General features: G+C 71.0%; 20 protein-coding genes. 13 read left to right on the top strand and 7 right to left on the bottom strand.

What is annotated here, in order from left to right:
• Positions 1-63 precede the first annotated feature (63 nt).
• From ACWGDX_RS04375 to ACWGDX_RS04365, 3 genes are all read right to left on the bottom strand, one after another.
• Positions 64-2,562 carry a PQQ-dependent sugar dehydrogenase gene (locus tag ACWGDX_RS04375; protein ID WP_453622113.1) on the bottom strand — a complete coding sequence of 833 codons (2,499 nt, stop codon included), beginning with the start codon at positions 2,560-2,562 and terminating at the stop codon, positions 64-66.
• A gap of 149 nt (positions 2,563-2,711) precedes the next feature.
• On the bottom strand, positions 2,712-4,463 hold the full coding sequence (locus ACWGDX_RS04370) for a ThuA domain-containing protein (RefSeq protein ID WP_453622192.1): 1,752 nt from the start codon (positions 4,461-4,463) through the stop codon (positions 2,712-2,714).
• Positions 4,464-4,849: 386 nt separating this feature from the next.
• A complete protein-coding gene (locus ACWGDX_RS04365) occupies positions 4,850-6,274 on the bottom strand; it encodes a M28 family metallopeptidase (RefSeq protein WP_453622111.1) in 1,425 nt (474 codons plus the stop codon).
• Positions 6,275-6,587: 313 nt separating this feature from the next.
• Between ACWGDX_RS04365 and ACWGDX_RS04360 the strand changes: the two genes are divergently transcribed.
• The gene (locus ACWGDX_RS04360; protein WP_453622109.1) at positions 6,588-7,727 is read left to right on the top strand and encodes a glycoside hydrolase family 19 protein; all 1,140 of its coding nucleotides are present in this window, start codon (positions 6,588-6,590) and stop codon (positions 7,725-7,727) included.
• A 124-nt stretch (positions 7,728-7,851) separates the two neighbouring features.
• On the opposite strand, the gene ACWGDX_RS04355 is transcribed toward ACWGDX_RS04360, so the two are convergent.
• On the bottom strand, positions 7,852-8,211 hold the full coding sequence (locus ACWGDX_RS04355) for an ArsR/SmtB family transcription factor (RefSeq protein ID WP_066949867.1): 360 nt from the start codon (positions 8,209-8,211) through the stop codon (positions 7,852-7,854).
• A 133-nt stretch (positions 8,212-8,344) separates the two neighbouring features.
• Here ACWGDX_RS04355 and ACWGDX_RS04350 point away from each other — a divergent pair, with 133 nt between their 5' ends.
• The 5 genes from ACWGDX_RS04350 (at position 8,345) to ACWGDX_RS04330 (ending at position 13,248) form a co-directional block, all read left to right on the top strand.
• The gene (locus ACWGDX_RS04350) at positions 8,345-9,478 is read left to right on the top strand and encodes a cation diffusion facilitator family transporter (protein ID WP_453622107.1); all 1,134 of its coding nucleotides are present in this window, start codon (positions 8,345-8,347) and stop codon (positions 9,476-9,478) included.
• Between the two features lie 123 nt (positions 9,479-9,601).
• Positions 9,602-10,804, top strand: coding sequence for a cytochrome P450 (locus ACWGDX_RS04345; protein WP_453622106.1), 1,203 nt, complete (start codon positions 9,602-9,604; stop codon positions 10,802-10,804).
• A 115-nt stretch (positions 10,805-10,919) separates the two neighbouring features.
• Complete coding sequence (locus tag ACWGDX_RS04340) at positions 10,920-11,600, top strand: ABC transporter permease (protein WP_453622104.1); 681 nt, start codon at positions 10,920-10,922, stop codon at positions 11,598-11,600.
• A complete protein-coding gene (locus tag ACWGDX_RS04335) occupies positions 11,597-12,271 on the top strand; it encodes an ABC transporter permease (protein ID WP_453622102.1) in 675 nt (224 codons plus the stop codon). The genes ACWGDX_RS04340 and ACWGDX_RS04335 overlap by 4 nt, the downstream gene beginning before the upstream one ends.
• A complete protein-coding gene (locus ACWGDX_RS04330; RefSeq protein ID WP_453622100.1) occupies positions 12,268-13,248 on the top strand; it encodes an ABC transporter substrate-binding protein in 981 nt (326 codons plus the stop codon). The genes ACWGDX_RS04335 and ACWGDX_RS04330 overlap by 4 nt, the downstream gene beginning before the upstream one ends.
• A 45-nt stretch (positions 13,249-13,293) precedes the next feature.
• Here ACWGDX_RS04330 and ACWGDX_RS04325 read toward each other — a convergent pair whose 3' ends face one another.
• Positions 13,294-14,457 carry an ATP-binding cassette domain-containing protein gene (locus ACWGDX_RS04325; protein ID WP_453622098.1) on the bottom strand — a complete coding sequence of 388 codons (1,164 nt, stop codon included), beginning with the start codon at positions 14,455-14,457 and terminating at the stop codon, positions 13,294-13,296.
• A 108-nt stretch (positions 14,458-14,565) separates the two neighbouring features.
• On the opposite strand from ACWGDX_RS04325, the gene ACWGDX_RS04320 reads away from it, so the two are divergent.
• From ACWGDX_RS04320 to ACWGDX_RS04290, 7 genes are all read left to right on the top strand, one after another.
• A complete protein-coding gene (locus ACWGDX_RS04320; RefSeq protein WP_453622096.1) occupies positions 14,566-15,864 on the top strand; it encodes an alpha/beta fold hydrolase in 1,299 nt (432 codons plus the stop codon).
• 203 nt (positions 15,865-16,067) lie between these two features.
• The gene (locus ACWGDX_RS04315; RefSeq protein ID WP_365901145.1) at positions 16,068-16,337 is read left to right on the top strand and encodes a DUF5133 domain-containing protein; all 270 of its coding nucleotides are present in this window, start codon (positions 16,068-16,070) and stop codon (positions 16,335-16,337) included.
• Between the two features lie 213 nt (positions 16,338-16,550).
• Positions 16,551-17,519 (top strand): NADPH:quinone oxidoreductase family protein, encoded by a 969-nt coding sequence (locus ACWGDX_RS04310; protein ID WP_453622094.1) that lies wholly within the window; start codon positions 16,551-16,553, stop codon positions 17,517-17,519.
• Complete coding sequence (locus tag ACWGDX_RS04305; RefSeq protein ID WP_453622092.1) at positions 17,516-18,709, top strand: acyl-CoA dehydrogenase family protein; 1,194 nt, start codon at positions 17,516-17,518, stop codon at positions 18,707-18,709. Before ACWGDX_RS04310 ends, ACWGDX_RS04305 begins: the two co-directional genes overlap by 4 nt.
• Positions 18,706-19,830 (top strand): acyl-CoA dehydrogenase family protein, encoded by a 1,125-nt coding sequence (locus ACWGDX_RS04300; RefSeq protein ID WP_453622090.1) that lies wholly within the window; start codon positions 18,706-18,708, stop codon positions 19,828-19,830. The genes ACWGDX_RS04305 and ACWGDX_RS04300 overlap by 4 nt, the downstream gene beginning before the upstream one ends.
• 202 nt (positions 19,831-20,032) lie before the next feature.
• Positions 20,033-20,899: a phosphatidylinositol-specific phospholipase C/glycerophosphodiester phosphodiesterase family protein gene (locus ACWGDX_RS04295; protein ID WP_453622088.1), complete on the top strand. Its 867-nt coding sequence runs from the start codon at positions 20,033-20,035 to the stop codon at positions 20,897-20,899.
• Positions 20,900-21,027: 128 nt separating this feature from the next.
• A complete protein-coding gene (locus tag ACWGDX_RS04290; RefSeq protein ID WP_453622086.1) occupies positions 21,028-21,222 on the top strand; it encodes a hypothetical protein in 195 nt (64 codons plus the stop codon).
• A gap of 53 nt (positions 21,223-21,275) precedes the next feature.
• Here ACWGDX_RS04290 and ACWGDX_RS04285 read toward each other — a convergent pair whose 3' ends face one another.
• Together ACWGDX_RS04285 and ACWGDX_RS04280 are read right to left on the bottom strand one after the other, a co-directional pair.
• A complete protein-coding gene (locus ACWGDX_RS04285; protein WP_453622084.1) occupies positions 21,276-21,647 on the bottom strand; it encodes a DUF779 domain-containing protein in 372 nt (123 codons plus the stop codon).
• Between the two features lie 185 nt (positions 21,648-21,832).
• The gene (locus ACWGDX_RS04280; protein WP_453622083.1) at positions 21,833-22,798 is read right to left on the bottom strand and encodes a hypothetical protein; all 966 of its coding nucleotides are present in this window, start codon (positions 22,796-22,798) and stop codon (positions 21,833-21,835) included.
• Positions 22,799-23,022 lie beyond the last annotated feature (224 nt).

Genomic DNA, 23,022 nt, shown 5'->3' with positions numbered 1-23,022 from the left:
GCGGGCTCCGGGCCCGCGCCGCGGCCGTCCTCATGGCCTGTCCGTCAGGGTTCTCCCGTGCTTTCAGCCGGCGGGAGTGCTGACGCCGGGGCCGGTGAAGGTGTAGCTGTCCAGATCGAGAATGGCCCCCGAGCCACCGGTGAAGACCACGTAGAGGTCACGCGTCCGTTCCTCGGCACCGGAGACCGGAGCGCTGACCTCGGTGTACGTCTCCCAGCCGCCGGTGTTCGGCACGGTCACCCGGGCGAGGACCGGCCCGGTCACGGAGTCGTAGCGGAAGGTGGCCACATTGCCCGCCTTGTCCGAGGACACCCGGGCCCTGACCCCGGTCACGCCCTTGAGACTCACCGGGTGGTAGCGGACCCACTCGTTGTTCTGTACGTCCCCGAGGCGCTTGCCGCCCTCCGCTCCGGCGGCCGTGATGATCTGCGGTCCCGACAACTGAGCGAAGTGCTCGGCCTGCCACCGCTTGGGCCACAGCGTCCGCTGCTGTTCCCCGGTGAGCGGGACGGTCCCGGTGGCCCCCCGGTCGGTATAGGTGGCGCGCACCACATAGAACTGGGTGGCGTCGAGTCCGGAGTGGATCGGACCGGTGTTGAACGTCGTACCGCAGCCGGTGCCCTCGGCGACCTCATGCGCGTGTTCCTGGTGGCCCAGGGCGATCCGCACGATGACCCTGGAGCAGTCAATGGCACCGTCCTGCGGATCCGTCGCGGACGCGGTGACGGTGACGTTCTCGTTCCACTCGTACACCCCGCCGTCCGGTGGCGAGGCGATGCTCAGCGTGGGGCGGTTGTTGCCGACCACGACCGGGACGGTGGTGGTGCCGGTCCGCCCGGTGCCGTCACTGACGGTCAGTCTGGCCTGGAAGCTGCCGTTGCCGGTGTAGGTGAACGTCGGATTGGCCGCGGTGGAGTCGGTGCTGCCGTTGTCCGTGAAGTCCCAGGCGTAGGTGAGCGGATTGCCGTCCGGATCGCTGCTGCCTGCGCTGGAGAACGTCACGGCCAGCGGCGCCAGTCCGTTGTCCCTGTTCACCGATGCCTTGGCGAGCGGTGACCGGCCGCCCTGTACGTAATTGATCTTGTAGAGTCCGGCGTCCTCGGCGCCCGAGAAGTAGCCGCTGCCGTATTCGAGCAGATACAGCGATCCGTCCGGCCCGAACTCCGAGTCGATCGGGTGGACGAAGCGCATCCCGTCCAGCACCGGCTCGATCGCGGTCGGCGTGCCGGTGGCCGGATTGCCGTTGCCGAACTGCACCTCCTTGATCCAGTTGCGGCAGTACTCGGAGATCAGCAGCTTGTTGTCGTAGTACTGGGGCCACTTGACGTCGGAGGCGAGATTCGCGTCGTAGTGGTAGACCTCGGTGTGGTTGGGCGAACCGCAGCCGCCCGGATTGTCGAGCTGCGGCCACTCCTTGCTGCCGCCGTGCTGCTCCCACACGAGCGCGGGCTTGGTGGGCGGGAGCTGCTGGATACCCGTGTTGCGCGGGGAGTTGTTGACCGGCCCGGACGTACCGCCGCAGGGGAACCAGCCGCGCGGGGCGTTGGCGGCGAAGTCCCAGTCGTTGTAGGCCACATTGGGCCCGCCGCAGTACGGCCAGCCGTAATTGCCGGGACCGGTGGCGCGGTTGAACTCGTCGTACGCCGCGGGCCCCCGGTTGGCGACGGTCGCACCGGCGTCGGGGCCGACCTCACCCCAGTACAGGGTGTTGCCGGCCTTCTTGTCGACCCAGACGCGGTACGGATTGCGCACGCCCATGACATAGACCTCGGGGCGCGTGCCCGAGGTCCCCGGAGCGAAGAGATTGCCGCTCGGAACGGTGTACGTCCCGTTGTCCTCCGGATGGATCCGGTTGATCTTCCCGCGCAGATCGTTGGCATTGCCCGAGGTGCGCTGGGCGTCGTACTGCGGGTTGCGGGAGGTCCGTTCGTCGATGGGGGCCATACCCGCCGAGTCGCCGCCGGAGTTGGTGTTGTCACCCACCGCGAAGTAGAGGTTTCCCGCAGTGTCCCAGGACATCGAGCCCGCGGAGTGGCAGCACAGCTCACGCTCGGTCGGCCACTCGATGATCACGTCCTCGCTGGCCGCGGAGAGCGTGTTGGTGGTGTTGCTGAAGGTGAACCGGGAGATCCGGTTGACCAGCGGGGTGACCTTCGGCGAGTAGAACAGCATGACCCAGCCGGTGGTGGCGAAGCGCGGATGCAGGGTGATGCCGATCAGCCCGTCCTCGAACCGGGCGTCCAGCGGCAGGGTGAGCGCCACCGTCGTCGACGAGGTCGCGGGGTTGTAGAGCCGTACCTGACCGCCCGAGGCGCTGGTGCCCCGGTTGATGTAGAGGACCTTCTGGTCCGGCAGCACGGCGAGTTCGATGGGCTCGCCCATCTGGAGTCCGCCGTCGAGCTTGACCTTCTCGAACCCGGCCGTCGGCGGGGGAGCGGCGGCGGCCCGCGATACGGCGGGTTCCGCGGCCGCGGCCCGCGGAGCCGCGGTGGCGCCGGGTGCGAGTAGCAGGGCGGACAGGGTGAACAGCGCGGCGAGTAAGGAAACGGCGCGAGAGAGCACGGTATCTACCTCCAGGGGCCGATCGCGGGTGAGAGGTGTCCTGCGGGAACGGGAACGTGTGGAATGCGTCCGGCCGGACGGACGGCGGGCCGGGTGACGCCCGGCCGGACAGGACCTGGGCCCTGCCCGGCCGGACGGGGGTCGGCGCCCTAGCTGCCGAGTACGGCGAGATCCCACAGGGAGTAGCCCCACTGGGTGGCTCGCGCCGTGCCCTGGACCCGTACATAGCGGGCGGTTCCGCTCACCGCGATGTCGTCGACGCCTCCGTCACCCGCCGTGGTGGTGTTGACGGTGCGCCAGGTCTGGTTGTCCGCCGAGGCCTGGACGGTGTACGCCCTGCCGTAGGCGGTCTCCCAGGTCAGCCGGACCCGCTGGAGGGTACGGACCGAGCCGAGGTCGACGGTGATCGACTGGGGATCCGAGTAGGCGCTGCTCCACCGCGTGGCCGGGTCGCCGTCGACGGCGTTGGCGCCCACATGGGCGCTGCCGGGCTCCACGCTGGAGACCGTGACCGGACGGCCCCGCGCCAGATCGGTGGCCGGCGTCGTCCCGTCCTGCTTGATCCTGATGTTGCGGTAGTTGATGTCCATGCCGGCGCCGTCGTTCTGGACGCCGATGTGCCCGAGGGCGATATCACGGGTGCTGGTGTAGTCGTTGATCTTCACACCGTTGAGATGGATCTCGACACGGCGGCCGTGCACCGCGATCTCGTAGGTGTTCCATGTTCCCGGCGGATTGAGCGCGGCGGCCCGTGCCGCCGTGTCCGGCGCCTGGAAGCTGTAGACGCTGCCGGTCGTCCGGGACGGATCGCCGTCCGTCGCGTCGATCTGGATCTCATGGCCCGTGTCGACGGGCTTCCACGGGTCACCCTGCGGATCGGGGAAGCCGATGAACACCCCGCCGTTGTCGTCGCCCGGCATCATCCAGTCCACCTTCAGCGAGTAGTCGCTGAAGGGCGTCACCGGGTACCAGAGCAGCCCCATGCCGCCGACCGAGGTGAGGGTGCCGTTGGCGAGCGTGAACCCGCCAGGACCCGCCTGCCGCCAGCGGTCGAGACTGGCCTGCGTACCGTCGAACAGCGGGGTGTAACCATTCTCCGGACGGCAGTCCGCGGGCCGTGCGCCCGAGGCGGTCTGGATACCGCCGAGCAGCATGGTGGTGAAGTTGGGATCGGCGTAGGACTCCTCGGTGTGGCCGAGACCCGTGTACCAGGCCCGTCCGCCGCCGTAGTTCTGGCACCAGGTGATCGGATGATCGCCCATGCTGCCGCCGGAGTACGAGGACTCGTCCAGGCTCGCGAGCACCTTCACCGCCGAGCGGGGATTGGCGCGGTAGTTGTACCACTCGTCGGTCCTGGTCCAGCGCTGCGGAAGGTGCGCGGTGGAGACGGAGGACCGGTCCTCGACCTTGACGGTGGCCTGCTGGGTGGCCGGATGCGAGGCGAAGTACGCGCCGACGAGCCCGCCGTACCAGGGCCAGTCGTACTCGGTGTCGGCGGCGGCGTGCACGCCGACATAGCCGCCGCCCGCCGCGATGTACGACTCGAAGGCGGTCTGCTGCGTGGCGTTCAGCACATCACCGGTGGTCGAGAGCCAGACCACCGCCTGGTACTGGGCCAGATTGGCGGCGGTGAACGCGCCCGCGTCCTCCGTGGCGGTGACGGTGAAGCCGTTGGCCGTGCCGAGGCGCTGAACCGCCGCGATCCCGGCGGGAATCGACGAGTGCCGGAATCCGGCGGTTCTGGAGAACACCAGGACCTTGGAGAGCGGCGCCGCGGCGGAGACGGGCGCGGCGGCGGACAGGGGGACGGTGGAAAGGGGGCTGGCGGCGGACGCCGGTGCGGCCTGCGGCGTGTGCGGCAGGGCGAGCAGCGACAGGGCCGACAGGACGAGCGCGATCATGGTGCGGGACACAAGGCGCACGATCCGGTCCTCTCTCGGGGCGCCAGGAGACGCCGGCTGAGGTACGAGTACGTGGCAGAACAAGGCAGCACGGTGGCCGCGTCAGACGTAGTGAACATCGGAGGTTTTTAGGGGTCAAGGGAAGATACTGAACTGGTCAAAGATTGTTCCCGCCATGACAAAGATTGCTTTTCACGGCCAGTCTCACGGCCTGTTCGCGGAGGAGAGGCAGTTGCCCCGGTTCCGAGGGGGACCGCGGAAGCCGTCAGGAAGTCCGCTGATTGATCGGATCTCCCTGCGGTCCTGGCCTCGGCATGACGGCATGACAAAGCCGCGCTCGGTCCGGTGAGGGGCCGAGCGCGGCACTCGCCGTGGGGAACGGCCGGTCAGCGCCCGGGGACGGGGAAGGCCACCGGGCTGCGGTGACCGGCCCGGTTCACGGCACGCACACCGAAGAAGAGATTGTCCTTGGAGAGATCCACGGTGTGGCTCGTCGCGCCGTCGGCCTCGGTCACATGGGTCCACTCCGGCGCCGTCGTCTCGCGCCACACCACTTCGTAGCCGGTCAGATCGGTCTCCGTGCCCGCGTTCCACACCAGCTCCGTGGCGTTGGTCAGCGAGCTGGTGACGATGTTCACCCCGCGCGGAGTGGCCGGTGCCTGGGCGAGGGTCCACAGGGCCGCGCCGTTGACCCGGGCCACCCGGGCGATATAGCCGAAGTCGCAGAACTCGGGCAGGTCGCCGTACTGCCGGCCGTCCTCCACCCGTACGTCCTGGTGCTGATGGGCGTAGTCCTCGGCCGGCTCGGTGAAGCGGGCGGCCGCGTAACCGCGTTCGAGGAAGGGGATGTGGTCGCCGCCGCGCAGATACCGGTCACGGCGGTAGACCACCCGGACATTCATCCCCGTGGCGTCGTTGTCCGCGACGTCACGGACGAACCGGGCGAGCTGGCGGGTCGGCGAGTCGTTCTCGCCGCCGACCGAGCGGCGGACGTCCGCCTGCTGGGGTGTCTCCGCGGTGGGCACACCCTCGGCGAAGAGCCGCACCGAGTACGGGTCGCGGGTGCCGTCGTCGGCCTTGGGGCTGCCGACGATGTCGTTGGTGAACATGGCGAGGACATTCGTCCCCGCCGCCTTGAACCGCTCCGCCATATGGGCGGCCCCGTACAGTCCCTGCTCCTCGCCCGCGACGGCGGCGAAGACGATGGTCGCGGCCGGACGGCGGCGCGCCATGACACGGGCCAGCTCCATGGCCACCGCGACACCGGAGGCGTCGTCGTCGGCGCCCGGCGCGTCGCTCACCGCGTCCATGACATCGCTGGCGCGCGAGTCGTAGTGGCCGGAGACGACGTAGGTGCGGTCGGGGTCGACCGAACCGCGGAGGGTCGCGACGACATTGGTGATACGGGTCGCCACCGGGATCCGCGAGGCGGGCTGCTGTACGTACGACTGGAGTTCGACGGTCATCCGGCCGCCGGAGGCCGCCGCGTACCGCTTCAGCTCCTCGTATATCCAGTCCCTGGCGGCGCCGATACCGCGCTCGGGATCGTCCTGGGTGGAGAGCGTATGGCGCGTTCCGAACGCGGCGAGCCGGCGTACGGTCGCCTCGATCCGGTCGCGGTCGACCTCTTTGAGCAGTTCCCGCAACTCCCGGCCGGGGGCCTGGGCGGTGGCGGCACGCTCTTCCTTCCCCCGCCCGGACGAGGTCGCCGCGGGGGCGGCCTGGGCCACCGCCGGCGCGCCGGCCACGGCGGTCGCGACGGTGGCGGACAGGACGGCCCTCCGGGGCATCCCTGAGGGGTGCTGGGGCATGACAGGTCCCTTCCCTGGCTGCGTCGACGGCACGGCACTGGCGCTCCATGGTCATGGACAGGCCAACCACAGCACAAGGTCGCCGGTGCCGGTGTCGGTGCCGGCCGTGGCGTGAGGCCGCCGATGCCGACCGGAGCGTGAGTTCGCCGGTGCCCCGCGTATGTCCGCCATGTCGGCTCACATCCCCCGACAGCCGCCCATGGCGGCAACTGGGCCCGCTTGTGGGGTACTTGACAAGGTCTAGACCTTCCCCTTCAATCCAAGCGAAACCGTCAGAGGCGCCGTCGGCGCGAAGAGGGGAAAGCAACCGCAGATGCCAAGAAAAACCTTCCGGGGTCTCTCGCTCGCGCGCTCCGCAGTGGTCCTCGCTGTCGGCGCGCTTCTCGCCACCCTGTTCGCCGTACCCGCCTCCGCCGCCGATCCGGTCGGCCGGATCACCGGTCTGGGCGGCAAGTGCGTGGATGTCGCCGGCGCGAGCAACGCGAACGGCACTCCCGTTCAGCTCTACGACTGCAACGGCAGCGGCGCCCAGAACTGGACCGTCGCCGGTGACGGCACGCTGCGCGCGCTGGGCAAGTGCCTGGACGTCGTCGAACGCGGCACCGCCGACGGCTCGCTCGTCCAGCTCTGGGACTGCGGCGGCGGCGCGAACCAGCAGTGGGTCGTCAACTCCGCCCGTGACATCGTCAATCCGCAGGCGAACAAGTGTCTGGATGTGCAGAACCGCAGCACCGCCAACGGCACCCGGCTCCAGATCTGGACCTGCACCGGACAGTCGAACCAGAAGTGGACGGCGGCGGGCACCAGCGGTGGCGGCAACCCGCCGCCGGCCGGTGGCTTCGTCGTCAGCGAGTCCCAGTTCAACCAGATGTTCCCGGGCCGGAATTCCTTCTACACCTACAGCGGGCTGACCGCGGCGCTGAGCGCGTACCCCGGGTTCGCCAACTCCGGCAGTGACACGGTGAAGCGGCAGGAGGCCGCGGCCTTCCTCGCCAATGTCAGCCATGAGACCGGCGGTCTCGTGCATGTGGTGGAGCAGAACACCGCGAACTACCCGCACTACTGCGACCCCAACCAGTCGTACGGCTGCCCGGCCGGTCAGGCCGCGTACTACGGGCGTGGACCGATCCAGCTGAGCTGGAACTTCAACTACAAGGCCGCGGGTGACGCGCTCGGTATCAACCTGCTGGCCGACCCGTGGCGTGTCGAGCGCGAATCGGCCGTCGCGTGGAAGACCGGTCTCTGGTACTGGAACACCCAGAACGGTCCCGGCACGATGACCCCGCACAACGCGATGGTCAACCAGGCCGGTTTCGGCCAGACGATCCGTTCCATCAACGGCTCGCTGGAGTGCGACGGACGCAACCCGGCGCAGGTCCAGAGCCGGATCAACAACTACCAGCGCTTCGTGCAGATCCTGGGCGTCGGTCCGGGCAACAACCTCTACTGCTGACGGCCGGCCGCCGGGCGGTCCACCGCCACGGCTGCCACCCCCAGGTGCGCGGTTCCGGAACCCCCGGGACCGCGCACCGCGCCGTTCGGCGGGAAGGCCGCTGCTGCCGGTCGCGCTGCCGCCGTCAGTCGTGGGGCGGGGTCCCCGTCACCAGATGGTCGGCGTGGTTGAGTGCCTCGATCGCCAGCCTCCGCAGATGCCCGTCCCGCAGTGTGTATATCGAACGCCGGCCGTCCTTGCGCACCTGGACCAGTCCCGCGAGCCGCAGCTTCGCGAGATGCTGGCTGACCGCCGGACGGGCCGCGCCGCAGATGTCCGTGAGCGTGTTCACATCGGCCTCGCCCTGGGTCAGGGACCACACCAGGTGGAGCCGGGTGGGATCGGCGAGCAGGGCGAAGACGCCGGCCGCCGCGTCGAACTGCGGGGCGCCTGGAGTGTGCCGTTGCGACTCGGGCGCAACTGAGGGCGGATTGCTCGCTGGCATCTCCCCATCGTAGGACCCCGGGTGGAGACCGTCCGCTCGACAGGTGCATTGGTGCGCGCTTAAATACATATAGGAAGCGACCCACCCGCGGTGCCTGTCCCTCCCCGCGATCTTCCCGACAGGAGAGCCCCCTATGAACGCTCCCCACGCGCACCCTCATGACCACGACCACGGCCATGACCGTGACCGTGACCAGTCCCACGACCACGACCATGCCCGGTCCCACGACCAGGACCAGGACCATGACCACGCTCATGGCGCGGACCGGCCGACGCGGCTGAGTCATCAGGCGGCACATCTCGTCAAACCGCACTCCCACGAGGCGTCGGACAAGGTGGACTCCGCCATGGAGTCGTCGGCCGAGGGAATGCGAGCCCTCTGGGTCTCCCTGGCCGTCCTGGGGGGCACCGCGCTCCTCCAGACCGTCGTCGTCCTCATATCCGGCTCCGTGGCCCTGCTCGGTGACACCATCCACAACTTCGCCGACGCGCTGACCGCGCTGCCCCTCGGCGTGGCGTTCGTACTCGGCAGGCGCGCGGCGACCCGCCGTTACACCTATGGCTACGGCCGCGCCGAGGATCTGGCGGGCCTCGCCATCGTGCTCACCATCGCCGCGTCGGCGGCGCTCGCGGCGTACCAGGCGATCGGCCGGCTGCTCGACCCCCGGGACGTCTCCCATCTCGGTGTCGTCGCCGTCGCGGCGGTCGCCGGGTTCCTCGGCAACGAGTGGGTGGCCCGCTACCGCATCCGCGTCGGGAAACGGATCGGCTCGGCCGCGCTGGTCGCGGACGGCCTGCACGCCAGGACCGACGGCTTCACCTCCCTGGCCGTTCTGCTGGGCGCGGGCGGCGCCGCCCTCGGGCTGCGGTGGGCCGACCCGGTCGTCGGCCTGCTGATCACCGCCGCCATCCTGTTCGTGCTCAAGGACGCCTGCCGGGAGGTCTTCCGGCGGGTGATGGACTCCGTGGACCCCCTGCTGATCGATACGGGCGAAGCCGCCGCGCGCGAGGTCCCCGGCGTTCTGTCGGTGACGGATCTGCGGATGCGCTGGATCGGCCACCGGCTGCGGGCCGAGGTCACGGTCGTGGTCGACGGCGCCCTGACCGTCCGGCAGGCGCACGCGGTCGCCGTCGAGGTCGAACACGCCCTGCTGCACTCGGTGCGCGGACTCACCGCCGCGCTGGTCCACACCGATCCGGCCACCACGTCCGATGCCGAGGACGACCCGCACCGGAAGCTGGCGCACCACATGGCACGAGCCGCGTGAACGCCTCCGGCGCCGGGGGTGCCCGGGGACAGACACCCCGGCCGCCGCCAGCCGCCGCCGACCGCCGGCGGCCCGTGGCGGCCCGCTCTGGTTCCTCGTCCACGGGCCGGTTACCGTCCTGGGATGTCTGACTTCGCCCCCTCGTCGCCCGCGTTCCTCGCGGACCCCTACCCCGCCTACGCCGAACTGCGGGCCCGTGGCCGGGCGCACTACTACGAGCCGAGCGACCAGTGGCTCGTACCGCACCACGCGGATGTGTCGGCGCTGCTGCGGGACCGGCGGCTCGGCCGTTCCTACGGGCACCGCTTCACCCACGAGGAGTTCGGCAGAACCCCGCCGCCCTCCGGCCATGAACCCTTCCACGAGCTGAACGACCACGGGATGCTCGAACTGGAACCGCCGGACCACACCCGTATCCGGCGCCTGGTGTCACAGGCGTTCACCCCGCGTACGGTGGACCGGCTCACCCCGTACGTACGCGGGCTCGCCGCCGAACTGGTCGGACGGCTCGTGGCGGAGGGCGGGGGCGATCTGCTGGCGTCCGTCGCCGAGCCCCTGCCCGTCGCCGTCATAGCCGAGATGCTCGGTGTCCCCGCGGCGGACCGCCCGCTGCTGCGGCCCTGGTCGGCCGCGATCTGCGCGATGTACGAGCTGAACCCGCCGGAGGAGACGGCCCGCCGCGCCGTCACCGCCTCGCTGGAGTTCTCCGCGTATCTGCGCGAGTTGATCGCCGTACGGCGCGAGAAGCCCGGTGAGGACCTGATCTCGGGGCTCATCGCCGCCCATGACGACGGCGGGAAACTGACCGAGGCCGAGATGGTCGCCACCTGCGCGCTGCTGCTGAACGCCGGACACGAGGCGACGGTCAACGCCACCGTCAACGGCTGGCACGCGCTGTTCCGGAATCCCGCGCAGCTCGCCGCCCTGCGCGCGGACCGCGCGCTTCTGCCCACCGCCGTCGAGGAGCTGATGCGCTACGACACGCCTCTCCAGCTCTTCGAACGCTGGGTGCTCGACCCGGTGGAGATCGGCGGCACCACCATCCCGCGCGGCGCCGAGGTCGCCCTCCTCTTCGGCTCCGCCAACCACGACCCGGCGGTCTTCACCACCCCCGACGGCCTGGACCTGTCCCGCCGGGACAACCCCCATATCTCCTTCGGCGCGGGCATCCACTACTGCGTCGGCGCCCCGCTGGCCCGTATCGAACTGGCCGCGTCCATGGCCGCGCTGCTCGATCTGGCCCCCGGACTGAGCCCGGCGGGCGAGCCGCCGCGCAAGCCCGGCTTCGTCATCCGCGGACTGGCGGCACTGCCGGTCACGGTGTGAGCGGTCCGCGCGCCGCGAGCGGCAGGAGCGGTACACGCCGTACGAGCGGTCACGGCCGCCCCGTACGGTCCATCACGACGCGCGGCCAACCGTCCCGCGAGGCTGCAATGGACGCGTGACCGCGCCTCCGGACGACTGCCTCGCGCGCAATGAATGGATCTGCGGCGCCTATCTCACCAGCCGTCGCCAGATCCTCTGGAACGCGGTGCTCGAACATCTCGAACTGACCTTCTCCGCCGTGCTCCTCGGACTTCTGATCGCCGTTCCCCTCGCCTTGGCGGCCCGCCGCTGGAGCTGGCTCGGCGGACCCGTGCTCGGGATCACCACCGTCCTCTACACCATCCCCTCGCTCGCGATGTTCTCCCTGCTGCTCCCGCTCTACGGACTGTCGGCCTCGCTCGTCGTCGCCGGGCTGGTGCTGTACTCACTGACCCTGCTCGTACGGAACATCCTCGCCGGACTGCGCGCCGTCCCCGAGGAGACCCGGCAGGCCGCCCGGGGTCTGGGGTACGGACCGCTGCGGCTGCTGCTCGCCGTCGAGGTGCCGCTCGCCCTGCCCGCCGCCATGGCGGGGCTGCGGATCGCCACCGTCTCGGCCGTCTCGCTCGTCACCATCGGAGCGATCGTGGGCCACGGCGGGCTCGGCAATCTCATCTACGCCGGGATGAACACCTTCTTCAAGGCGCAGGTCCTCACCGCCTCCGTCCTCTGTGTGCTCATCGCCGTCCTCGCCGATCTGCTGCTGCTCGGACTCCAGCGGCTGCTCACCCCCTGGACGAGGGCGGCGCGCGCGTGAACACACCCGCCGCCGCCTGGTCCTGGCTCACCAGCGCCGCGCACTGGTCGGGCCCCGACGGCGTCTGGCACCGGCTCGGCGAACATCTCTTCCTCACCGTCGTCTGCCTCGCGCTCAGCTCCGCCATCGCGCTCCCCGTCGCCCTGGTGCTGGGCCATCTCGGCCGGGGCGGCGCGCTGGCGGTCAATATCTCCAACGCCGGCCGGGCCGTCCCCACCTTCGCCGTCCTCGTCCTGCTGCTGCTCACCCCGATCGGTACGTACGGAGACTGGCCGACGATCATCGCGCTGGTCCTGTTCGCGATCCCGCCGCTGCTCACCAACGCCTATGTCGGTATGCGGGGCGTCGACCGGGATGTCGTACAGGCCGCCCGTGGCATGGGGATGACCGGCGGTCAGCTCGTTCGACGGGTCGAGGTGCCGCTCGCGCTGCCGCTGATCCTCACCGGTGTACGGATCGCCGCCGTACAGCTCGTCGCGACCGCCACGCTCGCGGCGCTGGTGGGCGGCGGCGGGCTCGGCCGGATCATCACCGCGGGGTTCAATCTCGCCGACACGGCGCAGGTGGTCGCGGGAGCGGTGCTCGTGGCCGTGTTCGCGCTGCTGGTGGAGGCGGTGTTCGAGGCGGTGCGGCGGCTGGGCCCGCGGTGGGTCAGGGACGGTGCCGGATGAGAGCGTTCCGTATCCGTATCCGTATCCGTATCCGTATCCGCATCGCCGCCGGCGCCGCCCTGCTGCTGGCCGTCACCGGCTGCGTCACGGGTCCGTCCCTGGAGCACCGGGGCGAGATCACCGGGCCGCCCGGCGACAGCAGGCATCTGACCATCGGCTCCGCCGGCTTCACCGAGAGCGATCTGCTCGCCCAGATGTACGCCCTCCTGCTGAACCACGCGGGCTACCACACCCGGATCCTCTCCGTCACCAACCGGGAGATCTATGAACCCGCCCTGGAGAGCGGCCAGATCGATGTCGTACCGGAGTACGCGGCGACCTTCGCGGACTGGCTCAACGCCAGGACCCACGGCCCCGGCGCCAGGCCCGTCGGCTCGCCCGATCTGGCCGCGACGATGCGGGCGCTGCGCGCGCTGGCCGCACCGCGCGGACTCACCGTGCTCGACCCGGGCCGGGCCGTCGACCAGAACGCCTTCGCCGTCGCCGCCTCCTTCGCCGCGAAGCACCGGCTGCGCACACTGAGCGATCTGGGCGCGTCCGGGCTGCCCGTCAGGCTGGCCGCGGGAGACGAATGCGTGGAGCGGCCCTACTGCGAGCCGGGGCTGAGGAAGACGTACGGCATCGACATCACCGGTATCGACCCCAAGGGGGTGGGCACGACCCCGGCCAAGAAGGCCGTCCAGGACGGCCAGGACCAGATGGTGCTGACCACGACCACCGACGCCACGCTCGGCCAGTTCGGCCTGGTGCTCCTCGCCGACGACAAGCATCTCCAGAACGCCGACTACATCGTCCCGGTCGTCAACCGCTCGCGGGCCGGAGCCGCCGGGGTGACCGGCGCACTGGACAAACTGAACACCGTACTGACGACCAAGGACCTGGCGTCGATGAACGAGCAGGTGGACAGCTGGCGCAGACTTCCCGAGGACGTCGCCGGAACGTATCTGAGGTCGAAAGCCCTGATCCCGTCGCGCTGACGGACCGGACGTACGGGCTCGGCCCCCGTTCCGGCCGGACAGGGCCTACGCGTCCGACACCGAGTCGAAGTCCACCTCGCTCCGCCCGATGCCCTGGGCGTCCGCGTCCACGGAGCGGCGCAGGGCCTCATGGAGCTTCGCCGGGGTCAGGACGCCGAGGAAGCGCGCCCCGTCGAGGACCGCCACCCACCCCGCGTCATGCTGGAGCATCTCGCTGAACGCCTGCTTCAGCGGGGAGCCGAGCGGTACCCAGGCCTCCATACGGCGGGCCAGATCGCCGACGGAGCCCCGCTCACCGGCCTCGGCCAGCGCGTCCGCGGAGACCCAGCCGTGGAGTTCGCCGTCGGCGCCCAGGACCACGGCCCAGCGCGCGCCCTGTCCGCGCATACGGGCCGCCGCGTCCCGGGCCGGCTCATCGGTCCTGGCGACGGGGGGCTCCTCCAGATCGGCCGGTTCGACGGCGGTGACCGACAGCCGCTTCAGCCCCCGGTCCGCGCCGACGAACCGGGCCACATACGCGGTGGCGGGGGCGCCGAGCACCGCGGCCGGGGTGTCGTACTGCTCGATGTGCCCCTCCCCGTACACCGCGATACGGTCGCTCATCCGCACCGCCTCCTCGATGTCGTGCGTCACCAGCAGCACGGTCTTGCGCATCGCCGCCTGGAGCCGCAGGAACTCGTTCTGGAGCCGCTCACGCACCACCGGGTCGACCGCGCCGAACGGCTCGTCCATCAGCAGCACCGGCGGATCGGCCGCCAGGGCCCGTGCCACCCCCACCCGCTGGCGCTGCCCGCCCGACAGCTGCGCCGGATAGCGCGGACCGTGGACCGCGGGGTCGAGGCCCACCAGTTCGAGCAGCTCGGCCGCCCGGCGGCGGGCCTTCGCCCGCTTCCAGCCGATCAGGGCGGGCACGGTCGCGGTGTTGTCGAGGACCGTGCGGTGCGGGAACAGCCCGACCTGCTGGATGACATAGCCGATACGGCGGCGCAGGGCGACCGGGTCGACACCCGAGATGTCCCGGTCCTCGACCAGGACACGGCCCGAGGTCGGCTCGATCAGCCGGTTCACCATCATCATCGTGGTCGTCTTGCCGCACCCCGAGGGCCCCACCAGAGTCACCAGCTCGCCCTCGGCCACCTCGAAGGAGAGATCCCGTACAGCGGCCGTTCCGTCCGGGTAGACCTTGGTGACCTGCTCGAACCGGATCATGTCCCCACGCTAGAAGCGGGCGGGGCCCCGCGCGACCGCTGGTGACCCGTGTGCTGAACTGTCCGCCGTGACCGCCCCCGGCGGGGGCGCGCGAGAACAGGAGCACCCGTGACCAGCTACCGCCAGCCCGGCGTCGTCCTCACCGACCACCGCTTCTCGGTCCCACTGGACCACGGTGATCCGTCGGGCGAGCGGATCGAACTCTTCGCGCGTGAGGTCGTCGCGAGCGCCAACGCCGACGCGGACCTGCCCTGGCTGGTGTATCTGGAGGGCGGTCCCGGCTTCGGCGCGCGCCGCTTCACCGGGCGGCAGGCCTGGCTCGGGCGCGCCCTCCAGGAGTTCCGGGTGCTCCTCCTCGACCAGCGGGGCACGGGCCTCTCCACCCCGGCCAACCGGCAGACCCTGCCCCTGCGCGGCGGTCCGCGCGAGCAGGCGGAGTATCTCGCCCATTTCCGCGCCGACTCGATCGTGCGCGACTGCGAGACCATCCGGCCGGGGCTGACCGGCGGCGCCCCCTGGACCGTGCTGGGCCAGAGCTTCGGCGGCTTCTGCGCCGTCCACTATCTCTCCACCGCCCCCGAGGGGCTGCGGACCGTGCTGATCACCGGCGGACTGCCCTCCCTGGACGCCACGGCCGACGAGGTCTACCGCGCCGCCTATCCGCGGATCGCGCGCAAGGTGGAGGCGCACTACGCCCGCTATCCGCAGGACATCGGCAGGGCCCGCGCGATCGCGGAGCATGTCGCCGAGCACCGGCCCGTGCTCCCCACCGGATACGTTCTGACCCCCGAGGCGTTCCAGTCCCTCGGCATCCTGCTCGGCGGCGGCGACGGCAGCCACCAGCTCCACTATCTGCTGGAGAACGCCTTCGTCCGTACCCACGCGGGCCAGACGCTCTCCGACGCGTTCCAGGAGGGCGTGGCGTCGGCCCTCTCGTACGCCGGACACCCGCTGTACGCCGTGCTCCACGAGGTGATCTACGCCCAGGGCGGCCGGCCCACCGACTGGGCGGCCGAGCGGGTGCGCGCCGAGTTCGCCCGCTTCGACGCGGCCAAGACCCTCGCGGGGGAAGGCCCGTTGTACTTCACGGGCGAGAGCATCCACCCCTGGCACTTCGAGTCCGATCCCGCGCTGCGCCCCCTGCGGGAGGCCGCCGGACTCCTCGCCGCCCGTACCGGCTGGCCCGCGCTGTACGACACCGGCCGGCTCGCCGCCAACGAGGTGCCGGTGGCCGCCGCCGTCTACCACGACGACATGTATGTCGACACGGAACACTCCCTGCGCACCGCGCGGGCGATCCGCGGGCTGCGGACCTGGGTGACGGACGAGTACGAGCACGACGGACTGCGCGCGGGCGCCCCGCGGGTGCTGGACCGGCTGCTGGCGCTCGCGCGCGGCGAGGACTGACCCCCGCCCCCCCCGGCGGCGGTCCGGGCTGCGGCGGTCCGGGTACGGTTCCGGACCCTTCCGCCCGGACCGCTCCCGGCGCACCGGTGGCCTCGCTTCCGTCAGGGCCGCCGGACCTCGCCGAGCGGATGCGGGGCGGCGGGGGGAGAATGGCCTCCAGGGGACTGGTCTCGCGCTGCGCGCGATGACGGGAGGTGGTGGACATGCTGCTGCCGGACAGACATCTGGTCGCTGATCTGCTGGCCCGTTACCGGGCCTGGGAAAGGCTCGTCCTCGCCGACCCGCTCGACGAGACCACCCGGGGGCGGTTCGAGGACGTCGCGTACACCCTCTGTGTGCTCATGGGGCAGCGCACCGCGCGTGAGGCGATCTGGCACGCCGAGGCGTATCTGCGCAGGACCCGGCCCGTTCCGATCTTCCCGGACCGAACGGAGCCCGTCCGCCGGGGAGTTCACGAGATCAGCGCGGAGTGACCGGGCACGGACCGATCAGGCACGGACCGACCGGGACCGCGACGGCCGTGTGAGGTCCATGGACCCGCCGGCCGGGTGCGCCAGGCCGGCGACCCGGTCCGGCGGTCGGTTCCGGCACCGGGAGAGACCCGTCGGGCATCCTGTTCCCACGGTGGCAAGCGACCGCTTAGTATGCGGTCAAGTGCGGTACCGCTCATCGTGTGGAGGCCCTGAATGCAAGCATGGCGAGTACACCGGAACGGAGAGCCGGGCGAGGTGATGCGGCTCGAAGAGGCGGAGCGCCCCGAGCCCGCCGACGGCCAGGTGGCACTGCGGGTCCGGGCCGCGAACATCAACTTCCCGGACGCGCTGCTGTGCCGCGGCGAGTACCAGGTACGGCCGCCGCTGCCCTTCACACCCGGCGTGGAGATCTGCGGGGAGACCGAGGACGGACGGCGGGTCATCGCCACCCCCGCCCTGCCGTACGGCGGACTGTCCGAGTACGCCGTCGCCGACGAGTCCGCGGTTTTCGCCGCGCCCGAGGCGCTGGACGACGCCGAGGCGGCGGCCCTGCATGTCGGCTATCAGACGGGCTGGTTCGGACTGCACCGACGGGCGCGTCTGAGGGCGGGGGAGACCCTGCTCGTCCACGCGGCGGCCGGCGGGGTCGGCAGCGCCGCCGTACAGCTCGGAAAGGCCGCGGGAGCCACCGTCATCGGGGTCGCCGGAGGCCCGGACAAGGCCGGGGTGGCCCTGGAACAGGGCTGTGACCTGGTGATCGACCGTCGTACGGACGACCTTGTCGCGGCCGTCAAGGAGGCCACCGGCGGCCGGGGCGCGGATGTGGTGTACGACCCGGTGGGCGGCGAGGCCTTCACCAGGTCCACCAGGTGTGTCGCCTTCGAGGGCCGTATCGTGGTCGTGGGCTTCGCGAGCGGCACCATCCCCACCCCCGCCCTCGGCCACGCGCTGGTGAAGAACTACTCGATCATGGGCCTGCACTGGGGGCTGTACACCGGCAAGGACCCGGCGGCGGTGGCCGCCTGCCACGAGGAGCTGACCGCGCTCGTGGCCCGGGGCTCGATCAGGCCGCTCATCAGTGAGCGGGTGCCGATGAAGGGCGCGGCCGACGCCGTCCAGCGGGTCGCCGACGGCGCTACCACCGGCCGGGTCGTCGTCCTTCCGGAAGGCGCGCCCCGATGAGCGACGCCGCCCAACTGCGCTCCCTCACCAGGAAGCTGCTCGCCGACCACCCGCCGGCCGGCACCGACCGCACCGACTTCCTCACGGCACGCTTCGACGCCGGACTCGCCTGGGTCCACTGCCCGGTGGGGCTCGGCGGACTCGACGCGCCGCGCTCCCTCCAGGGCGTCGTGGACGCCGAGTTGGCCGCGGCGGGCGCGCCCGGCAACGATCCGCGGCGGATCGGTATCGGTCTCGGCATGGCCGCGCCGACGATCCTGCGTTACGGCACCCGGGAACAGAAGGAGCGCTTCCTGCGGCCCCTGTGGACCGGCGAGGAGGTGTGGTGCCAGCTCTTCAGCGAGCCGGGCGCGGGCTCGGACCTCGCCGCGCTCGCCACCCGTGCCGTACGCGAGGGCGGCTCCGCCTCCGGCGACTGGATCGTCAACGGCCAGAAGGTGTGGACGTCCAGCGCGCATCTCGCCCGCTGGGCCATCCTCATCGCCCGTACCGATCCCGATCTGCCCAAACACCGGGGCATCACCTACTTCCTCTGCGATATGACCGACCCGGGTGTCGAGGTGCGGCCCCTGCGCCAGATCACCGGTGAGGCCGAGTTCAACGAGGTCTTCCTCACCGATGTGCGGATCCCCGACGCCCACCGGCTCGGCGAGGTGGGCGAGGGCTGGAAGGTCGCCAGGACCACACTCATGAACGAGCGGGTCTCCATCGGCGGTGCCCGGCTCCCGCGCGAGGGCGGCATGATCGGTCCGGTCGCCAGGACCTGGCGCGAGCGGCCGGGACTGCGCACCCACGAGCTGCGCCAGCGGCTGCTCACACTCTGGGTGGAGGCCGAGGTGGCCCGGCTCACCGGGGAGCGGCTGCGCCAGTCGCTCGTCGCGGGACAGCCGGGTCCCGAAGGCAGCGGACTGAAGCTCGCGTTCGCCAGGCTCAACCAGGAGATCAGCGGACTTGAGGTCGAACTCCTCGGCGAGGAAGGCCTGCTGTACTCCGACTGGACCATGCGCAGGCCCGAGCTGGTCGACTTCACCGGACGCGACGCCGGCTACCGCTATCTGCGTTCCAAGGGCAATTCGATCGAGGGCGGTACGAGCGAGGTGCTGCTGAACATCGTCGCGGAGCGGGTTCTCGGTCTTCCCGCCGAACCGCGCGACGACAAGGACGTCCCCTGGAAGGACCTGACACGATGACACCGCCGCCCAGCGGACCCGAGACCGCCCCCGATCTGCTCTACTCCGACATCGAGGACGATCTGCGCGCGGCCGTACGGTCCCTGCTCACCGACCGCCGCGATGTACCGGCGGCGCTCCTGCGCGCCGAGTCCGGAGATCCCTACGACCCCGGGCTGTGGACCTCGCTCACCGCCGGGATCGGTGTGTCGGGGCTGCTCGTCCCCGAGAAGCTCGGCGGCCAGGGCGCGGGCCCGCGCGAAGCCGCCGTCGTACTGGAGGAGCTGGGCCGGAGCGTCACGGCGGCGCCGTATCTGACCAGTTCGGTGATCGCGACCGAGACGCTGCTCGCCTGCGACGGGGAGAGCACGCAGAGCACGGATGTCGCGGGGCTGCTCACCGCGCTCGCCCACGGCCACCGGGTCGCGGTGCTCGCCGTACCGCTCACCACCGCCCCGGACGGGCCGCTGCCCGTCGGCGCGGGGACCATCACCGGTGTCGCCGACGCGCGGCGGGCCGATGTCCTGCTGGTGCTGGAGGAAGACGGACTGTACGCGGTCGAGACGGCCTCACCCGGCGTCGTCGTCGAGCCGCTGACCCCGCTCGATCTGACCCGTCCGCTCGCCGCGGTCACCGTCGACGCCACCGCGGGTCTGCGGATCGCCGCGCCGCCCGTGGCGGAGGCCGCCGTACGCCGCGGGCTGCTGGCCGGGGCCGGGCTGCTCGCCTCCGAGCAGCTCGGAATCGCCGAATGGTGTCTGGAGGAGACCGTCGCGCACACCCGCGAGAGGCACCAGTTCAACCGTCCCGTCGGATCCTTCCAGGCGCTCAAGCACCGGATGGCACAGCTCTGGCTGGAGGTCGTCTCCGCCCGCGCCGCCGCCCGCAACGCGGCCGACGCGCTGGCCACCGGCAGCTCCGAGGCACCGCTCGCGGTGGCCCTCGCCCAGGCGTACTGCGCCCGGGTCGCCGTCCACGCGGCCGAGGAGTGCGTCCAGCTCCACGGCGGGATCGGGATGACCTGGGAGCACCCCGCGCATCTCGCCCTCAAGCGCGCCAAGTCCGATGAGCTCGCGCTGGGTTCACCGGGCCGCCACAAGGAGACACTGGCCGCGCTCGTGGATCTGCCGGGACCCCGATAGGGCCCGTCCGGCACATCCCGCCCGGCGCGGCCGGGGACCGGTGGACCGGCACCGGCACCGGGACCGGTGGACCGGCCCGGGGCCGGCTGAACCACAGGTGGCGCGGTGACGAACTCTGCGGCGGACGGCCCCGGTCGGGACCCGCCGGGGCGGATACTCGCCTGGTCCGCGCCCCACCGCGTCCACCGGAGGCATCAGCATCATGGCCCTCACCACCCGCCGCAGAGCCGTCAGCACGCTCGCCGCCGCGCTCGCGGGAGCCCTCGCGGCTCCCGCGTACGCGCGGGCCGCCACGCGTACACCCGGCCGCCGGGAACCCCTGCCGCTGCGTCAGGCACACGCCCACAACGACTATCTGCACCCCCGCCCGCTCCTTGACGCCCTGTCACACGGCTTCACGAGTGTGGAGGCGGATGTCTTCCTGGTGGACGGTGAACTCCTCGTCGCCCATGAGCCCGCCGCTCTCGACCCGTCCCGTACCCTCGCGGGGCTCTACCTCGATCCGCTGCTCGCGCGCGTACGGGCCAACCACGGCTCCGTGTACCGGGGTTGCCACCGTCCGGTGCAACTGCTCATCGACATCAAGACGGACGGGGTCGCCGCCTACGACGAACTCCACCGCCAACTGACCTCGTACCGCTCCATACTGAGCACCTACGCGCACGGCTCCGTGCGCCTCGGCGCGGTCACCCCGGTGATATCGGGCGACCGGGCGGCCCGGGTGCCGATGGAGGCGCAGCGGGTGCGGTACGCGTTCTACGACGGACGGCTGGAGGACCTCGGAACGACCGCCCCCGCCTCCTTCGTACCGCTGATCAGCAGCAACTGGACCCAGAGCTTCAGCTGGCAGGGTGTGGGCCCCTTCCCCGCGGCGGAACGCGCCGAACTGCGCCGTATCGTCGCGACCGCCCATGGACGCGGCCAGCGGGTGCGGTTCTGGGCGACTCCGGATCTCGCGGGTCCCGAACGGGACGCCGTCTGGGCCGAACTGCTCGCCGCCGGGGTCGACCATCTCAATACGGACGACCTTGCGGGTCTCGAACGCTTCCTGCGCACGCGCCGTCCCTGAGGGTTGTCCGGGATCACCCGAGGTCAACCACCCGTACGGCGGACACGCCAGTCGGGGGTACGGGCCTCCTCCTCCGCCACACTGGCGGCCGAATGCCGCGATTCCGGTGCGGCGGAGGAGGTTTGTCGATGGCCATTTCGATCTCAGTGGTGCTGCTCCTGGTGATCCTCGCGGTGATCTTCGTACGCAACGGCGGACTGAAGTTCTCGCACGCCGCGGTCTGCGTCCTGCTCGGGTTCTTCCTCTCGGGCACGAGCATGGCGCCGACCATCGCGAACGGGATCTCCGCCACGGCCGGGGTGGTCAGCAACCTCAGACCGTGACGGCGATGGGGGGTGCTCCGGTGGGCGGAGGTGTTCCGTCGGGCGGGGGCGGTCTACGTTCCCAACAGCCTTGAACGGATCAGGAAGCGCACCCCCTCGGGCGCCTCCAGGGAGAAGCCGCTGCCGCGTCCCTTCACCACATCGACGATGAGCCGGGTGTGGCTCCACACCTCGTACTGGCTCACCGACATCCAGAAGGGCACCGGTTCGGCGACGCCCTCGATCTCCAGGGACTGGAGCAGCACATCCGAAGCACCCGTACGGAACTCGCCGTCCGGGTAGCACATCGGCGCGCTGCCGTCGCAGCAGCCGCCCGACTGGTGGAACATCAGCGGCCCGTGATCCGTCCGCAGCCGCCGGATCAGCCCGGCGGCGGCGGGGGTCAGCTGCACGCGTGGCTCTTGAGGGGGAGCCTGCTCGGTCATGGTTCCTCCAGCGCGATCGGACCGGACGGAGCCCGAGCCAACCCCACGGAACGTTGCGAGACGGTTGCACGCGGGACCGGTATCGGGACCGGTGCCCAGCATAAAAGACCACGGGTCCCTTAATAAGAGACCGGTGGTCTGTCGATCCGGTTCGCCCCCACCGCCTGTCGGCCCGCTCGGCGCTGTCAGCCCACCTGGCGCCGATGCGCCGTACGGCGCCGGGCCGTCCTGGACGACCGTGTCTCACTGTCCTTCCGTTCGGGGTTGCTCACTTCCGGTGCCCTGACCTCTCTGCGGCCACGCTTCCTCACCGTGTCCCCGACGACTTCACCGGCCGTGTCGCCGACATCCTCGACGGTCTCCCGGACGCCGCGTCCCATGTCGTCGACGGCTTCGCCCGCCCCGCGTCCCACGCGTCCGACCGTCTCACCGGCCGCGCGTCCCACGTCCTCGACCGTCCCACCGGCCCCTTGTCCCACGTCCTCGACGGTCTCCCGGACACCCCGGCCCACGTCCCCGACGGCTTCGCCCGCCCCGCGTGCCACCTTGTCGACCGCTCCGCCGGCCCCGTGCCCCACCTCTTCGACCGCTTCGCCGGCGCCTCGGCCCACCTGCTCGACCGCTCCACCGGCTCCGCGTCCCACGTCCTCGACGGCCCGGCCCGCGCCATGGCCCAGTTCGCCGACGGCATGACGGGCACCCGTTCCGACCTCCTCGACGGCCGCTCCCACACCACGCGTCAACTCCCCCAGGATCTCGGGGTGCCGGTCGATCGTCGTCAGTACGCGATTGACGATGGCGGCCACATTGCCGAGGCGGACCTCCAGACGGGCCTGCGCCTCCACGCCCTTGATGCCGAGTTGCACCCTGCCGAGTTGCACATCCGCGCCCACCTGAAGCTTGAGCAGATCAAGGACCTCGGCCCGCAGCGACACCCGTGCGGAGAGGTCCTCGACCTCAAGATTGATCTCCTCGATGTTCAGCACCGGGACATCGAGGTACACGTCCGGGTTGCGCTGGTCGACCACTTCGTCCCCCGGCGCTTCGTCCCCCGCCGTCCCGTCGGCGTCAGGCAGCGCGACCTCGTCCCCCGGGTCCTCCTCGGCTTCGAGGCCGCCGTACTCGGCATCGGCGTTTTCGGCGTCGTCCATGGTGTCCGCACATCCTCAACGATTCGGCCCCGTAAGCAATTGTCGGCTCCTCCAGGGCCCGGCGCAATCGATGTCCGGCGGTCGGGAAAGACAGTCGGAAAAAGACATACGGTCATGATCATTTCTCATGGCGTCACTCGAATGGCGTCGCTACGACATGCCGGGCAGAGTGGAGAGGAAGAGGCAGCGCCGTGAGGGGTGACTCTCCGGTCGCGCACTCCATT

The organism is Streptomyces sp. NPDC055025 (genome assembly GCF_053608565.1).
The sequence above is the reverse complement of the archived record's forward strand: the minus strand, read 5'-3'. Positions and strand labels throughout refer to the sequence as shown.

What these genes read in the sequence shown, in the direction of transcription:
- ACWGDX_RS04370 (WP_453622192.1), bottom strand. Translation starts at nt 4,463, where the DNA reads ATGATCGCGCTCGTCCTGTCGGCCCTGTCGCTGCTCGCCCTGCCGCAC.
- ACWGDX_RS04365 (WP_453622111.1), bottom strand. Translation starts at nt 6,274, where the DNA reads ATGCCCCAGCACCCCTCAGGGATGCCCCGGAGGGCCGTCCTGTCCGCC.
- ACWGDX_RS04360 (WP_453622109.1), top strand. Translation starts at nt 6,588, where the DNA reads ATGCCAAGAAAAACCTTCCGGGGTCTCTCGCTCGCGCGCTCCGCAGTG.
- ACWGDX_RS04355 (WP_066949867.1), bottom strand. Translation starts at nt 8,211, where the DNA reads ATGCCAGCGAGCAATCCGCCCTCAGTTGCGCCCGAGTCGCAACGGCAC.
- ACWGDX_RS04350 (WP_453622107.1), top strand. Translation starts at nt 8,345, where the DNA reads ATGAACGCTCCCCACGCGCACCCTCATGACCACGACCACGGCCATGAC.
- ACWGDX_RS04345 (WP_453622106.1), top strand. Translation starts at nt 9,602, where the DNA reads ATGTCTGACTTCGCCCCCTCGTCGCCCGCGTTCCTCGCGGACCCCTAC.
- ACWGDX_RS04330 (WP_453622100.1), top strand. Translation starts at nt 12,268, where the DNA reads ATGAGAGCGTTCCGTATCCGTATCCGTATCCGTATCCGTATCCGCATC.
- ACWGDX_RS04325 (WP_453622098.1), bottom strand. Translation starts at nt 14,457, where the DNA reads ATGATCCGGTTCGAGCAGGTCACCAAGGTCTACCCGGACGGAACGGCC.
- ACWGDX_RS04315 (WP_365901145.1), top strand. Translation starts at nt 16,068, where the DNA reads ATGCTGCTGCCGGACAGACATCTGGTCGCTGATCTGCTGGCCCGTTAC.
- ACWGDX_RS04310 (WP_453622094.1), top strand. Translation starts at nt 16,551, where the DNA reads ATGCAAGCATGGCGAGTACACCGGAACGGAGAGCCGGGCGAGGTGATG.
- ACWGDX_RS04305 (WP_453622092.1), top strand. Translation starts at nt 17,516, where the DNA reads ATGAGCGACGCCGCCCAACTGCGCTCCCTCACCAGGAAGCTGCTCGCC.
- ACWGDX_RS04300 (WP_453622090.1), top strand. Translation starts at nt 18,706, where the DNA reads ATGACACCGCCGCCCAGCGGACCCGAGACCGCCCCCGATCTGCTCTAC.
- ACWGDX_RS04295 (WP_453622088.1), top strand. Translation starts at nt 20,033, where the DNA reads ATGGCCCTCACCACCCGCCGCAGAGCCGTCAGCACGCTCGCCGCCGCG.
- ACWGDX_RS04290 (WP_453622086.1), top strand. Translation starts at nt 21,028, where the DNA reads ATGGCCATTTCGATCTCAGTGGTGCTGCTCCTGGTGATCCTCGCGGTG.
- ACWGDX_RS04285 (WP_453622084.1), bottom strand. Translation starts at nt 21,647, where the DNA reads ATGACCGAGCAGGCTCCCCCTCAAGAGCCACGCGTGCAGCTGACCCCC.
- ACWGDX_RS04280 (WP_453622083.1), bottom strand. Translation starts at nt 22,798, where the DNA reads ATGGACGACGCCGAAAACGCCGATGCCGAGTACGGCGGCCTCGAAGCC.